This is a genomic window from Paraburkholderia sp. SEWSISQ10-3 4 (assembly GCF_030464785.1).
GTDB lineage: Bacteria > Pseudomonadota > Gammaproteobacteria > Burkholderiales > Burkholderiaceae > Paraburkholderia > Paraburkholderia aspalathi.
Genome location: NZ_JALPRI010000008.1, coordinates 118,765 through 132,275, shown reverse-complemented (window position 1 = coordinate 132,275; position 13,511 = coordinate 118,765). Strand labels below are relative to the sequence as shown.

Annotated in this window: 13 protein-coding genes; 9 read left to right on the top strand and 4 right to left on the bottom strand. The window is 62.7% G+C overall.

The genetic code is table 11. The annotated features are described in order from the left end of the window. The first annotated feature begins 26 nt into the window (after window positions 1–26). The 8 genes from recA (at window position 27) to M0D68_RS18025 (ending at window position 8,702) form a co-directional block, all read left to right on the top strand. Complete coding sequence (recA, locus tag M0D68_RS18060) at window positions 27–1,103, top strand: recombinase RecA (protein WP_054034441.1); 1,077 nt, start codon at window positions 27–29, stop codon at window positions 1,101–1,103. Between the two features lie 10 nt (window positions 1,104–1,113). Further along, window positions 1,114–2,037, top strand: a complete 924-nt coding sequence (gene recX / locus M0D68_RS18055; RefSeq protein ID WP_200618261.1) for a recombination regulator RecX — start codon at window positions 1,114–1,116, stop codon at window positions 2,035–2,037. Window positions 2,038–2,222: 185 nt separating this feature from the next. After that, window positions 2,223–2,972 (top strand): DUF2889 domain-containing protein, encoded by a 750-nt coding sequence (locus M0D68_RS18050; RefSeq protein WP_200618201.1) that lies wholly within the window; start codon window positions 2,223–2,225, stop codon window positions 2,970–2,972. After that, the gene (gene sucC, locus M0D68_RS18045; RefSeq protein ID WP_120303042.1) at window positions 2,969–4,138 is read left to right on the top strand and encodes an ADP-forming succinate--CoA ligase subunit beta; all 1,170 of its coding nucleotides are present in this window, start codon (window positions 2,969–2,971) and stop codon (window positions 4,136–4,138) included. The genes M0D68_RS18050 and sucC overlap by 4 nt, the downstream gene beginning before the upstream one ends. Before the next feature lie 127 nt (window positions 4,139–4,265). Then, window positions 4,266–5,147 (top strand): succinate--CoA ligase subunit alpha, encoded by an 882-nt coding sequence (gene sucD / locus M0D68_RS18040; protein WP_030101039.1) that lies wholly within the window; start codon window positions 4,266–4,268, stop codon window positions 5,145–5,147. A 145-nt stretch (window positions 5,148–5,292) separates the two neighbouring features. Continuing rightward, window positions 5,293–5,997 (top strand): TerC family protein, encoded by a 705-nt coding sequence (locus tag M0D68_RS18035; protein WP_200618202.1) that lies wholly within the window; start codon window positions 5,293–5,295, stop codon window positions 5,995–5,997. Window positions 5,998–6,144: 147 nt separating this feature from the next. Beyond that, window positions 6,145–6,780 (top strand): pilin, encoded by a 636-nt coding sequence (locus M0D68_RS18030; RefSeq protein WP_200618203.1) that lies wholly within the window; start codon window positions 6,145–6,147, stop codon window positions 6,778–6,780. A gap of 137 nt (window positions 6,781–6,917) precedes the next feature. After that, entirely contained in the window at window positions 6,918–8,702 is a 1,785-nt protein-coding gene (locus M0D68_RS18025; RefSeq protein WP_200618204.1) for a Wzy polymerase domain-containing protein, read from the top strand. 59 nt (window positions 8,703–8,761) lie between these two features. Here the strand turns inward: M0D68_RS18025 and moaC are convergent, their stop codons facing one another. Continuing rightward, entirely contained in the window at window positions 8,762–9,238 is a 477-nt protein-coding gene (moaC, locus tag M0D68_RS18020; protein WP_200618205.1) for a cyclic pyranopterin monophosphate synthase MoaC, read from the bottom strand. A 134-nt stretch (window positions 9,239–9,372) separates the two neighbouring features. Between moaC and M0D68_RS18015 the strand changes: the two genes are divergently transcribed. Further along, entirely contained in the window at window positions 9,373–11,106 is a 1,734-nt protein-coding gene (locus M0D68_RS18015; RefSeq protein WP_200618206.1) for a M48 family metalloprotease, read from the top strand. Here the strand turns inward: M0D68_RS18015 and M0D68_RS18010 are convergent. The 3 genes from M0D68_RS18010 to M0D68_RS18000 form a co-directional block, all read right to left on the bottom strand. Further along, window positions 11,103–11,693, bottom strand: coding sequence for a DUF2946 family protein (locus tag M0D68_RS18010; RefSeq protein WP_093635577.1), 591 nt, complete (start codon window positions 11,691–11,693; stop codon window positions 11,103–11,105). The two genes, M0D68_RS18015 and M0D68_RS18010, sit on opposite strands and share 4 nt — an antisense overlap. After that, a complete protein-coding gene (locus M0D68_RS18005; RefSeq protein WP_093635579.1) occupies window positions 11,686–12,828 on the bottom strand; it encodes a hydrolase in 1,143 nt (380 codons plus the stop codon). Before M0D68_RS18005 ends, M0D68_RS18010 begins: the two co-directional genes overlap by 8 nt. A 69-nt stretch (window positions 12,829–12,897) precedes the next feature. Continuing rightward, on the bottom strand, window positions 12,898–13,344 hold the full coding sequence (locus M0D68_RS18000) for a nuclear transport factor 2 family protein (RefSeq protein WP_054034426.1): 447 nt from the start codon (window positions 13,342–13,344) through the stop codon (window positions 12,898–12,900). Between the last annotated feature and the right edge of the window lie 167 nt (window positions 13,345–13,511).

Here is a 13,511-nt window from a genome sequence, read left to right as displayed (position 1 = left end):
CCGTTCATCATAGCAAAGGACGATTCATGGAAGAAAGCAAGAAAGGCTCGGCTGGACTGACTGCTGAAAAGAGCAAGGCACTCGCTGCCGCGCTTGCGCAGATCGAAAAGCAGTTCGGCAAAGGGTCGGTCATGCGGCTCGGCGCAGGTGAGGCGGTCGAAGATATCCAGGTGGTCTCAACGGGATCACTCGGCCTCGATATCGCGCTGGGAGTCGGCGGTTTGCCGCGTGGCCGGGTGGTCGAAATTTACGGTCCGGAGTCGTCCGGTAAAACCACGCTGACGCTGCAAGTCGTCGCCGAAATGCAGAAGCTCGGCGGCACGGCAGCGTTTATCGACGCGGAGCACGCGCTGGATATCCAGTATGCGGGCAAGCTCGGCGTGAACGTCAACGACCTGCTGGTTTCGCAGCCGGACACCGGTGAACAGGCGCTCGAAATCGCTGACGCACTCGTGCGCTCGGGCTCGATCGACATGATCGTGATCGACTCGGTCGCGGCACTCGTGCCGAAGGCCGAAATCGAAGGCGAAATGGGCGACTCGCTGCCGGGTCTGCAAGCGCGTCTGATGTCGCAAGCGCTGCGCAAGCTCACCGGTACGATCAAGCGCACCAACTGCCTCGTGATCTTCATCAACCAGATCCGTATGAAGATCGGTGTGATGTTCGGCAACCCGGAAACCACCACGGGTGGTAACGCGCTGAAGTTTTACGCGTCGGTGCGTCTGGACATTCGCCGGATCGGTTCGATCAAGAAGAACGACGAAGTGATCGGTAACGAAACGCGCGTGAAGGTGGTGAAGAACAAGGTTGCGCCGCCGTTCCGCGAAGCGATTTTCGACATTCTGTATGGCGAGGGCATCTCCCGTCAGGGCGAAGTCATCGACCTCGGCGTGCAGGCCAAGATCGTCGACAAGGCCGGCGCCTGGTACAGCTACAACGGCGAACGTATTGGTCAGGGTAAGGACAACGCGCGTGAATTCCTGCGCGAAAATCCGGACATCGCTCGTGAAATCGAAAACCGCATCCGCGAATCGCTGGGCGTGAACGCCATGGCGGAAGTGGCGACCGGTGCGGCCGCTGAAGTCGCGGGCGAAGAAGAGTAACCAGCACGTGATACGCAAGGGCCGGACGCCGTCCAACGCTGGACACAACGCGGACGGCCCGCGTGACGGTGGCGACGATTCGTTCGAGTCGTCGTCCTCTTCATCGACTTCCCGGTCTACGCGGTCGTTTGGGCGGTCGTCGGGAAAGTCGTCTAGCAATTCCAGCAGTTCGTTCAGTCGTTCATCCGGTTCATCGTTCGGCAAGTCTTCTGGAAGCTCTTTCGGGCGTTCCACCTCACGTTCGCCGCGTGATCCTGCCGGCAACGCTGCCCCCAGACGCTCATACACATCAGATCCCGATCCCTTTGCCGCAGCCGGCGAAGCCGATCCCTTCGAATCATTCGACGCGCACGATCGCGCCGCAGGTCGCCAGCCGCAATCTGATCCATCCGCGCAGGCTGACGCGGACCCGTCCGAAACCACCTATACCCGCTCGCGCCGCACGCTTGGCGAGGCGAAGCCGGAACAGGACGAGGCAAAAAAATCCCAACGTCCGGCCCGTTCGCTAAAAGGACGTGCGCTCGGCTATTTGTCCCGGCGTGAATACAGCCGCTCCGAACTGGCACGCAAGCTGAAGCCGTTCGTCGAGGAAACCGATTCGCTCGATACCTTGCTCGATGCGCTGGAAGCCGAAAACTGGCTGTCCGACTCGCGTTTTGCCGAAAGCCTGATCCATCGGCGCTCGTCGCGCTTGGGCGCGAGCCGGATCGTGGGCGAATTGAAGCAGCATGCGGTCGACCAAACACTGGTCGAAGAAGCCAGTGCGCAACTGCGCGAGACCGAACTGGCGCGCGCCCAAGCCGTTTGGCGGAAAAAATTCGACCGGCTTCCAGAAACTGCCGCCGAGCGGGCCAAGCAGGCGCGCTTTCTGGCATCGCGCGGTTTCTCGGGCGCTACGATCGGCAAAATTCTCAAAGGGTTCGACGAGGAGTGACGCGGCGGCTAGCTGCGCCATCCCGTTTGGCGCACAGCGCGTGCCGCATACCTGCGCGCTTCCCACTTTGAGATAGCGTCTGCCGCGCTCTCCGGCCTGCTGGGTGGCCCTGCGCATTCCGGCCTGTCTCAAATACCCAGTATGCTAAAATTCGTGGGTTTTCCAATCCGGCCTTTCCTTCCCGCATGCCGATCTCCCCGCCAGTATCCCGTCAGTTGCGCCATCGTCGCGCAATCAGAGCGGAAGCCTATGAGCGAGCCGATGGCCTGTGGGATGTGGAAGCGTGCTTGACCGACGAAAAACCGCGCGATGTGGTGCTTGCGTCGGGCGTCCGGCCCAATGGTCAGCCGATCCATGAACTCTGGCTTCGCATCACCATCGATCGCAAGCTCAACGTCGTCGACGCCGAAGCGTCGTCCGACTGGGTGCCCTATCCAGGGTTGTGCCAGGCCAGCAATCCCGCCTACCGTGCCCTCATCGGGCTCAATCTGTTCCACAACTTCCGTCGCGATGCTGCCCGTTTGCTGGCCGGCACGGCTGGCTGCACGCATCTCACCGAGTTGTGCGCGCTTTTGCCGACCGCCGCAATCCAGGCGTTCGCCGGCGACGTGTGGAACACCAATGACGACACGCCGGGCGAAGCGGCGAGTTCCGGGACCGAGCAGTCCAGAAGCAAAGACAGCACAGACGAGCATTCCAAAAACAAACCGCCATTCCAGTTGGGACGCTGCCACGCGCTGCGTTTCGACGGCGAGGCGGTGCAACAGTTTTATCCGCGCTGGTATGGCCGCGCTCCGTATACAGCGGATCGCGCGGCATCGTCAGGCGACGGGGCAGCCCGCCAGACAGGTGAGGGCGGCAACGCGTCCGGCATGAACGACGGCAGCGGAAACGAAGTTCAATCCAACTCTCAGACTGAAGGGAATCACGCATGAAGATTCACGAGTACCAGGGTAAGGAAATCCTGCGGAAATTCGGCGTCGCGGTACCGCGCGGCAAGCCGGTCTTCTCGGTGGATGATGCGGTCAAGGCCGCGGAAGAGCTCGGCGGCCCGGTATGGGTCGTGAAGGCTCAGATCCACGCGGGTGGCCGTGGCAAGGGCGGCGGCGTGAAAGTCGCCAAGTCGCTGGAACAGGTTCGTGAATTCTCGAACCAGATCCTCGGCATGCAGCTCGTCACGCACCAGACCGGTCCGGAAGGCCAGAAGGTGAATCGTCTGCTGATCGAAGAAGGCGCTGACATCAAGAAGGAACTGTATGTCGGCCTCGTGATCGATCGCGTTTCGCAGAAGATCGTCGTGATGGCATCGAGCGAAGGCGGCATGGACGTCGAAGAAGTCGCGGAAAAGACGCCTGAGCTGATCCACAAGATCGCCGTCGACCCGTCGACCGGTCTGAAAGACGCGGAAGCCGACGAGCTCGCAACGAAGATCGGCGTGCCCGCCGCTTCGCTGCCGCAAGCACGCGCGATCCTGCAAGGCCTGTACAAGGCATTCTGGGAAACCGACGCATCGCTGGCCGAAATCAACCCGCTGATCCTGACCGGCGACGGCAAGGTCATCGCGTTGGACGCCAAGTTCAACTTCGATTCGAACGCACTGTTCCGTCATCCGGAAATCGTCGCGTATCGCGATCTGGACGAAGAAGATCCGGCTGAAGTCGAAGCGTCGAAGTTCGACCTCGCCTACATCTCGCTCGACGGCAACATCGGCTGCCTCGTGAACGGCGCTGGCCTCGCAATGGCAACGATGGACACCATCAAGCTGTTCGGCGGCGAACCGGCGAACTTCCTGGACGTGGGCGGTGGCGCCACGACCGAGAAGGTCACGGAAGCGTTCAAGATCATGCTGAAGAACCCGAACCTGACCGCGATTCTGGTCAACATTTTCGGCGGCATCATGCGCTGCGACGTGATCGCCGAAGGCGTGATCGCGGCGTCGAAGGCCGTGTCGCTGAAGGTGCCGCTCGTCGTCCGCATGAAGGGCACGAACGAAGACCTCGGCAAGAAGATGCTCGCTGAATCCGGTCTGCCGATCATCGCGGCTGACAGCATGGAAGAAGCGGCTCAGAAGGTCGTCGCGGCTGCTGCGGGCAAGGCGTAAGCCAAACCCCCAAGCGCGTTTACCAGGATTACGAATGGCGGCGCGTGAGTGGCGCAACAGCGACGCGGGCGAGAACATTCCGCTTCGCGGCGCCACCGCATGACGCCAAACGAACAGAGGTCAATACATGTCGATTCTGATTAACAAAGACACCAAGGTCATCACGCAGGGCATTACCGGCAAGACCGGTCAGTTCCATACGCGTGCTTGCCGTGAATATGCAAACGGCCGCGAAGCGTACGTTGCAGGCGTGAACCCGAAGAAGGCCGGCGAAGATTTCGAAGGCATTCCTATCTACGCGAGCGTCGCTGAAGCCAAGGCTGAAACGGGCGCGACCGTGTCGGTGATTTACGTTCCGCCGGCAGGCGCTGCCGCTGCCATCTGGGAAGCCGTCGAAGCCGACCTGGATCTCGCAATCTGTATCACGGAAGGCATTCCTGTCCGTGACATGATCGAGCTCAAGGCACGCATGCGCGCAAAGAACAGCAAGACGCTGCTGCTCGGACCGAACTGCCCGGGCACGATCACGCCGGACGAACTGAAGATCGGCATCATGCCGGGTCACATCCACCGCAAGGGCCGCATCGGCGTCGTGTCGCGTTCGGGCACGCTGACGTATGAAGCAGTCGGCCAATTGACGGCAATCGGCCTTGGCCAATCGTCGGCAGTCGGTATCGGCGGCGACCCGATCAACGGTCTGAAGCACATCGACGTGATGAAGATGTTCAACGACGATCCGGAAACGGACGCCGTCATCATGATCGGCGAGATCGGCGGTCCGGACGAAGCGAATGCTGCTGAGTGGATCAAGGACAACATGAAGAAGCCGGTGGTTGGCTTTATCGCCGGTGTTACGGCGCCTCCGGGCAAGCGCATGGGCCACGCCGGCGCGCTGATCTCGGGCGGTGCGGACACGGCCGAAGCCAAGCTGGAAATCATGGACGCATGCGGTATCAAGGTCACGAAGAACCCGTCGGAAATGGCGCGTCTTCTGAAGGCGATGCTGTAAAAACGAAATTTGCGGCTCGTACAGCGTATTTTTTGATACGCTTACGAGATCCTTTCGTAAGCGTGCGATTCTAAAAAGCGGGGGAGTCTAGACTCCTCCGCTTTTTTATTGCCCGCGCGTCCGATTCCTTCTCATTCTTTCAGTCATGCTCGAGTTCTTCGCCACGCTCCATTGGGGCGCAGTCATTCAGATCATCGTCATCGACATCCTGCTGGGTGGTGATAATGCCGTCGTGATCGCGCTTGCCTGCCGCAACCTGCCGCCTGCGCAGCGTACGAAAGGCGTGCTGTGGGGCACGGCCGGCGCCATCGTGCTGCGCGTCGCGCTGATTGCGTTTGCCGTGGCGCTGCTCGACGTGCCGTTGCTGAAATTCGCCGGCGGCCTGTTGCTGCTGTGGATCGGCGTGCGTCTGATGGCGCCCGCGCATGATGCCCACGAGAACGTCAAGCCGGCCGACAAGCTGATGTCGGCGATCAAGACCATCATCATCGCGGATGCCGTGATGAGTCTCGACAATGTGATCGCGATTGCCGGCGCGGCCGAGGCGGCCGACCCCGAGCATCGCCTTGCGCTGGTGATTTTCGGGCTGGTGGTGAGTATTCCGCTGATCGTGTGGGGCAGCCAGCTGGTGCTGAAACTGCTCGACCGCTTTCCGATCGTCATCACGCTCGGCGCCGCGCTTCTCGGCTGGATTGCGGGCGGCCTGATCATCAACGATCCCGCAGGCGACCGTTGGCCGATCCTCGATACGCCGCTGGCCGAGTACGGCATGAGCATCGCCGGTGCGCTGTTCGTCGTGATCCTCGGTTATCTGCTCAAGCGCCGCAACGCGAATCGCGCGGCGGCTTGACGCTGCTGGGCGAGCTGACCTGAACACCGCTGCTTCGGCGCAACGTTAGCCATTTGGCTGACTGTGTCGAACGCGCGCCGCTGGCTACGATTGAAACGCCTGTCCCCGACTCGAGGGGCAGGCGTTTTTCGTTTCAGGAGCCTGCCGATGACCGTTACTTTGCCGTATTCCCCTTTTTCACAATCGACGCCCTCGCCGAGAAACACGTTCGAACGAGCGCGCTGGACCGTGCCCCTCGCACGTGCCTGCCGCCGCGTCGGTTCCAGTTTCGGCTTCGGCTTTACGCTGATCGAGCTGATGATCGTGCTGGCAATCGTCGGCGTGATCGCCGCCTATGCGATTCCGGCGTATCAGGACTATCTGGCCCGCAGTCGCGTCGGCGAGGGTCTCTCGCTGGCTGCCTCCGCGCGGCTTGCAGTGTCCGAAAACGCCGCCAGCGGCAATGCGTTCGACGGTGGTTATGCGTCGCCGCCTGCCACCCGCAACGTCGAATCCGTTCACGTCGACGACGATACCGGGCAGATCACCGTCGCCTTCACGACGCGCGTCGCGCCTGCCGGGTCGAACACGCTGACCCTGGTGCCATCGGTGCCGGACAACGCCGACGCACCCACTGCGCGAATCGCCTTGAGCAAGGGCGCGGTGCAGTCGGGGGCGGTCACCTGGGAATGTTTCGCCGGCGGCAAAACGGCCTCTTCGTTGCCTGCGCCAGGCGCCGGGCCCGCACCAGCCGATACGCCTTCCCTGCCGTCGAATCTTGCACCGCCGGAGTGCCGCGCGTAAGCAATGGGGAGAAAGTTCGGGTGAGTTGTTATCCGAACGTAAAACACTGATTTTCGGGATATTTCAGCCCAGCCGGCGCACAGCAGGAGAATTTTTTTGTATAGTGCGCCGGTTGCTGACGCCCTCCCGGTTACTCGATGCCCACCCCATTTGCGCGCTACCTGTCTCTCATTCTGTTGGCTCTCGCGTTGGTGCTGCCTTATGCAGTCGCCAACCACACGTATCCGATTCCGACCTTCTACGCTGAATTCACGGCGCTCGCGCTGCATCTGCTGACGGGCGCCGGCGTCGTGCTGCTGGTGTGGACGGCGAGGCCGCGCGTGACGTTTGCGTCGCCGGTGGTCGCGCTGGTGCCGTTGCTGTTCGGATTGGTGCTGGTGGCGCAGTCGGTGCTGCTGCCGGTCTCGCAGCCGTCGATGAACTGGCTCGGCGGCGCTTACCTGCTCGCCGCATTCATGGCGACGCACGCGGGCTACGGTTTCACACGTGCCAAACTGAATGAGACAGCACTACGCTGGGCAGCCGGGGCACTCATCGTCGGTGGTCTGTTTGCGGTGTTTTGCCAGGTGATCCAGCTGTTTCACCTCGAGGTGCGTGTGTCGCCGCTGGTCGTCGCCTACAACGTGACCGTCGAGCGCCGGCCGTTCGGCAATATGGCGCAGGCGAACCACCTTGCCACCTATATCGCTTTCGCGATGGCCGGTGCGCTGTTCCTCGTGCAGACGCGCCGGATTGCCGTCAGCATCTGGCTGCTCGTGTCGACGATTTTTGCCATTGGACTCGCGCTGACCGTGTCGCGCGGCCCCTGGCTGCAGATGGGCGTGATCGTGGTGGCGGGTTTCTGGATGGCCTTCGCGCAGATGCGTAACCAGCCGCAGCTCCGCCGTAGCAATCGCGAATGGCTGATCCCGATCGGCTTGGCGGTACTGTTCTTTGTCATCAATGCCTTGATCCGCTGGGCCAATGTGCACTATCACCTGGAGCTTGGGCAGTCGGCGGCCGAGCGTTTCAAGGACGCCGGCCAGATCGCCCCGCGCCTCGCGCTGTGGAAGTACGGCTGGACGATGTTCAAGGCGCATCCGCTGCTGGGTGTCGGCTGGGGCGAGTTTCCGAGCTACCAGTTCGAGTATGTGAAGGCGCTGGGCGGCGTCGAGATCGCCAATAACTCGCACGATATTTTCATTGACCTGCTCGCGAAGACGGGTTTGATCGGTCTTGCGATCGTGCTGTTCGGCCTGATCACCTGGCTGATTCGCGTGGTCCGCGCGCCGCAGAGCTCCGCGCGCGTGTTCGGCGTTGCGCTGATCGGCGTGCTGGTCATGCATGCGCTGGTCGAATATCCGCAGCAGTACATGTTCTTCCTGCTGCCGGCGATGTTCGTGTTCGGTTTGCTCGAGACGCGGTCGCTGCGGCTCGTGCCTGGCCGCCTGTCGTTCGGCGCGTTTGCCGTGATCGTGTTCGGCGGGATCGCCGCGCTGTATCCGGTGTATCGCGACTACACGCGCGCCGAGGTGCTGTATTACGGTTCCCGGCCTGCCGAGCAGTATCGCGCGGACCCGTCGTTCCTGTTCCAGGCGTGGGGCGAGTATGGCCTTGCGACGTTGGAGCCGATGAATTCGATGAACCTGCAGCACAAGCTCGCGATGCACAAGCAGGCGATCGCGCTGCTGCCGGGCGAGACTGTGCTGCGCCGGTATGCGGTGCTGCAGGCATTGAGCGGCGATACGGCGGGGGCGTTCGATACCGTCGAGCGTCTGAAGATTTTTGCCCAGGAGTTGAAGGACTGGCCGTCGCAGTTGGCCTACGTGTATGAACTGTGCGACGAACAGAAGACGCTGACCGGCTTCAAGGCGGAACTGGTTAAGCGCTATGGCATGCCGGCGGGCGACGTCAATCAGGACGACGACAGCGAGGACGATTGAGCCGCGCTGTCGTTCTGTAGCTTAGTAGCAGTAGAGCGGCGCGATGACGTTGCCCGTCATCAACCCGCCACCCAATCCCCCGATTTCCCGCCGTGCTTTTCCAGCACTTTCACATCGGTGATCGTCATGCCGCGATCCACCGCCTTGCACATGTCGTACACCGTCAGCAGTCCGACCTGCACGGCGGTCAGCGCTTCCATCTCCACACCCGTGCGTCCCAGTGTTTCCACTTGCACCGTGCAATGCACGCCGGGCAACGTTTCATCGAGCTCGAAGTCCACTTTCACGCGGGTCAGCGCGAGCGGGTGACAGAGCGGGATCAGATCGGCGGTGCGCTTCGAGCCTTGAATCGCCGCGATGCGTGCGATCCCGATCACGTCGCCTTTCTTGGCGTTGCCGTCGCGGATCAGCGCGAACGTCTCAGGCAGCATGCGAATCGAGCCGCGCGCAATCGCGATGCGCTTGGTCTCCTGCTTGCCGCCGACGTCCACCATGTGCGCCTGGCCGGCAGCGTCGAAATGAGTGAGTTCAGGCATGGTTGGGCTCCTTCAGAGGGCGCTTATCATAGCAGCGTGATTGGGCGGGGCGAGATGATTACAATCACCGTATGCCCGCTATCTTAGTCCGAGCGGCGGGCGCCGCTTTTCGACTTCGTCATATCGACCTCGCGATGCGCTCGAAACGGTTTCTTGCTGCGTTGTTGTCTGTCGCGCTCGCGGCGCCGCCGGGCGTGTACCCGCAATCGCGCGGCGCATCGAACGCAAACACCAACACGGGCACGACCCTCGCGCTCAACATGCAGTCCGCGGAACCGCCGTTGGAAAGCGGCCCGGTCGAAACTTTCGCCGACCCCATCGTGCCGCCGGACATCGCCCAAGGCGTGTTCGGCGTCTATGGCGGCGCGCAGAGCCGCTTCTCCGGCAACTCAGGCGCGACCACCAACTGGCGCACCCCGATCGTCACCCAGCAATTGCCCGACCTCGGCAACGGCGGCTCCGGCTCGCTGACGCCGCAAGCCGAGCGCAAGCTCGGCGAACGCGTGATGCGCGAGTTGCGCCGCGACCCCGACTATCTCGACGACTGGCTCGTGCGCGACTATCTGAACTCGGTCGCCGCGAAACTCTCGGCGGCGGCGAGCGCGCTCTACATCGGCGGCTATCGTCCGGACTTCGAGCTGTTCGCGGTCCGCGATACGCAAATCAACGCCTTCTCGCTGCCGGGCGGGTTTATCGGTGTGAACACCGGTTTGATCGTCGCGACGCAAACCGAGTCCGAACTCGCCTCCGTGCTCGGCCACGAGATGGGGCACGTCCTGCAGCGGCACATCTCGCGGATGATTACCACCGGCGAGCGCAGCGGCTATGCCGCGCTTGCCGGCCTGCTGTTCGGCATTCTGGCGGGCGTGCTCGCGCACAGCGGCGACCTCGGCAGCGCGATTGCGATCGGCGGCCAGGCCTATGCGGTCGACAACCAGTTGCGTTTCTCGCGCTCCGCTGAGCATGAAGCGGACCGCGTCGGCTTTCTGCTGCTGGCCGGCGCCGGCTACGATCCCTATGCGATGACGACGTTTTTCGGTCGCCTCGATCGTGCGGCGATGAGCGACACCGGCATACCGGCTTACGCGCGTACCCACCCGCTGACTGGCGAACGGATCGCCGACATGGAGGACCGTGCGCGCCGCGCGCCTTACCGGCAACCGCATCAGACTTCCGAATACGGCTTCGTGCGGGCGCGGGCGCGCTTGCTGCAGGACCGCTCGCGCAGTGAATACGCGGATGAGATTTCGCGCCTGCGCTCCGAAATCGAGGACCGCACCGCGGTGAACGTCGCTGCGAACTGGTACGGGATTGCCTATGGGCAGATGCTGCTCGAGCGTTACGACGACGCGGTGGCGTCGCTGGCTTCGTCGCGGGCAGCATTTGTCGCGGGCGAACGTGGCGAAGGCGAGCCCATGCGCAGTTCGCCGAGCCTCGACGTGCTGGCGGCCGACATCGCGCGCCGCGCCGGGCGTAATGACGAGGCGGCACGTCTCGCCGAGTTTGCGCAGAAGCGCTGGCCGCAGTCGAACGCTGCAATCGACATGCATATCCAGACCTTGCTGACCTTGAAGCGATTCGCCGACGCGCAGTCTTTGGCGCTGAAGGAAACGCGAGTACAACCCGATCAGCCTGCCTGGTGGATGTATCTCGCGCAGGCAAGCGCGGGCAGCGGCGATGCGTTGACGCAGCATCGGGCGCTCGCCGAAAAATTCGCGCTCGAGGGGGCGTGGCCGTCGGCCATCCGGCAATTGAAGGAAGCTCGGGATCTGAAGACGATCGGCTACTACGATCTCGCGACCGTCGACGCCCGCTTACATGAAATGGAGAGCCGCTATAAAGAGGAGCGGCTTGATGAGAAGAGTTAGGGGTTGCTGGCTTGCGCTATCTGAGCCGCCGGACTTTCGACAAATCCGAACCGCCCGGCAACCTCACTTCGCTGCACGCCCTGCAAAGGCAACACAAGCCCATTGTTCCAGTGAAACGCGCCGCTCATCGAGTCATCGCCCAACGCCGCGTGGTCAGAAAAAACCTCGAGGTCGTGATCGTGCAAAACCGCGACTCTCGGCGGCGTCGAGCCGTCGACGAACAGAATCCCGCCTTCGTCGTCGACAAACACGGCCGCAGGCTCGAAAGCCCCGCCGGCCTGGTCCGTCAAGGAAAGCACGCCAGCGGCATCGGCTGACAACCTCACCACCCACGGCGTGTAGCCCAACTCGATATACACGCGCTGCGGGCCGTTCTGGAAAAACCACTGCCCGCGCTCGTCGGCGTCGTAATTCCGGTTGATAAATCCGAGCAACGCTTCATGCCGGATCGCCGTACCTGGCGTACCGCTGGCCTGAGCGGCTTCATCCCGCATGCGCCAGTTGCCGCGCCGGTCCAACATCAACCATCCCGTGCAACTCGGCACGTTCGGCCATTTGGCCAAGGCCTGTTTGACGATGTCATCCATGATCGACGTACTGCTCCAGATAACCGAGCACGCGCTGCGACAACCAGTCGATGCGGCCCGGGAACGGCCCAGTCATAAAGCCCGCGTGGCCGCCATGTTCGGGTTGATCGAGTTCCACCGACGCCGACACCTCATGCTTTGCCGGTAACGCTTCAGCCGGCAGGAACGGGTCGTTGCGCGCGTTCAGCACCAGAGTCGGCACGGTGATTCCGGACAGCAACGGCCGCGTGGTCGCGCGGCTCCAGTAATCGTTGGTGTCACGAAAGCCGTGCAGCGGCGCCGTCACCACGTTGTCGAAGTCGTACATCGTGCGGCTCGCCAGCATCGCGTCGCGGTCGAACAGCCCCGGAAACTGCGTCAGCTTCTGCTCGGCTTTCTGCTTCAGCGTCTTCAGGAAACTGCGCGTGTAGATCATGCCGAAGCCCTGTGACAACGCGCGGCCGCCGGCGTGCACGTCGATCGGCGTCGAAATTGCCGCGGCGGCCGAGAGCACCGGCGACGCATCTTCGCGCCGCTCGCCGAGCCAGCGCAGCAGCACGTTGCCGCCGAGCGACACGCCCGCCGCCACGATTGGCCCGCGATGCGTGGCGCGCAAACGCCGCAGGATCCAGTCGACTTCGTTGCTGTCGGCGAGATGATAGAAGCGCGGCAACCGGTTCAGCGGTCCGCTGCAACTGCGAAAGTGCGGCACCACGCCGTGCCAGCCGTACTCGCGCGCGGCCGCCATCAACGTGGTGGCGTAGTGCGACGTGGAACTGCCTTCGAGGCCGTGAAACAGCACGAACAACGGAGCGTCGTCTGCGGGAATTCTGGCGGGCGTGGCAGGGGTGAGCGCTGAGGCAGGCTTGCCGTCATGCACGACCCAATCGAGATCGATGAAATCGCCATCCGGCGTGTCCCAGCGTTCGCGCCGGAACGCGATGGCCGGGCGGCGCGCAAACAGCGCCGGGACGATGGTCTGCACATGCCGGTTCGGCAGCCAGAGCGGCGCGCGGTAGAGCAGTTCGACGGTGGCCTCGACAGCCGCCGCCGCGGCGCGTGCTGCGCCGGTAGAGGCGGATTGATCGTGCGCCGTCTCCCAATCCCCTATCGGGGATTCGTTCTGGACGGGTGACTTCCTGCGGGGCGTGCTCATGCCAGCGTCAAAGCAAAAAAGGTAGAACCGGCGAAACAGGCCGAACGAGCGAAATGCGCACGTCAGGCGTCAGTGCAACGACCCTTGGCCATGCCGCATCTTGGTCGCGAACTGACTGGCGGCTTCGTTCGGCATCGGACTCGCGTGAATATGCGCAATTTTCCATTCGCCGCGTTCGTGGACCATCACGTATGTGGTGAACACCATCGCGGGCGCCGCCTTAGGATCGGCTGGGCGGTGTGCTTCGGCGATGGCGTAGACGACGGTGCCGAGACTGTCGTAGACGCGAATATCGAGTGGTTCAATCGAAACGGGCGCGGTTTCAAGCTGGATTTGCAGGCCGGCGCGAATGCTGTCGAGGCCGTGCAGATGGGAGCCGTCGGCGCAGATGCAGCTGACGAATTCCTCATCGATCCACAGGCCCATCAAGCTGTCGATATTCACCTCGGCGATGGCCTGGTAATAGGCGTTCAGCGTATCGGCGGCGGCTTCGAAGATATGGGCAAAACGTGGCATGGCTCGTCAGTCTCTTGTGCGCGGCGCGCGGTTGCGGGGCAGCGGTCAGCGGGACAGTCCGGAGCACCGGACAATCGCTCCTAAGCGCGAGGATGCCCGCGCCGCAAGGCGCGAACATGACGCGACGCGCTCAAGGCGTGCGGTGTTGCGTGCAAGTATCAGCCGAA

Coding starts and splice junctions, on each gene's coding strand:
- recA (WP_054034441.1), top strand. CDS start 27: ATGGAAGAAAGCAAGAAAGGCTCGGCTGGACTGACTGCTGAAAAGAGC.
- M0D68_RS18050 (WP_200618201.1), top strand. CDS start 2,223: ATGCCGATCTCCCCGCCAGTATCCCGTCAGTTGCGCCATCGTCGCGCA.
- sucC (WP_120303042.1), top strand. CDS start 2,969: ATGAAGATTCACGAGTACCAGGGTAAGGAAATCCTGCGGAAATTCGGC.
- sucD (WP_030101039.1), top strand. CDS start 4,266: ATGTCGATTCTGATTAACAAAGACACCAAGGTCATCACGCAGGGCATT.
- M0D68_RS18035 (WP_200618202.1), top strand. CDS start 5,293: ATGCTCGAGTTCTTCGCCACGCTCCATTGGGGCGCAGTCATTCAGATC.
- M0D68_RS18030 (WP_200618203.1), top strand. CDS start 6,145: ATGACCGTTACTTTGCCGTATTCCCCTTTTTCACAATCGACGCCCTCG.
- M0D68_RS18025 (WP_200618204.1), top strand. CDS start 6,918: ATGCCCACCCCATTTGCGCGCTACCTGTCTCTCATTCTGTTGGCTCTC.
- moaC (WP_200618205.1), bottom strand. CDS start 9,238: ATGCCTGAACTCACTCATTTCGACGCTGCCGGCCAGGCGCACATGGTG.
- M0D68_RS18015 (WP_200618206.1), top strand. CDS start 9,373: ATGCGCTCGAAACGGTTTCTTGCTGCGTTGTTGTCTGTCGCGCTCGCG.
- M0D68_RS18010 (WP_093635577.1), bottom strand. CDS start 11,693: ATGGATGACATCGTCAAACAGGCCTTGGCCAAATGGCCGAACGTGCCG.
- M0D68_RS18005 (WP_093635579.1), bottom strand. CDS start 12,828: ATGAGCACGCCCCGCAGGAAGTCACCCGTCCAGAACGAATCCCCGATA.
- M0D68_RS18000 (WP_054034426.1), bottom strand. CDS start 13,344: ATGCCACGTTTTGCCCATATCTTCGAAGCCGCCGCCGATACGCTGAAC.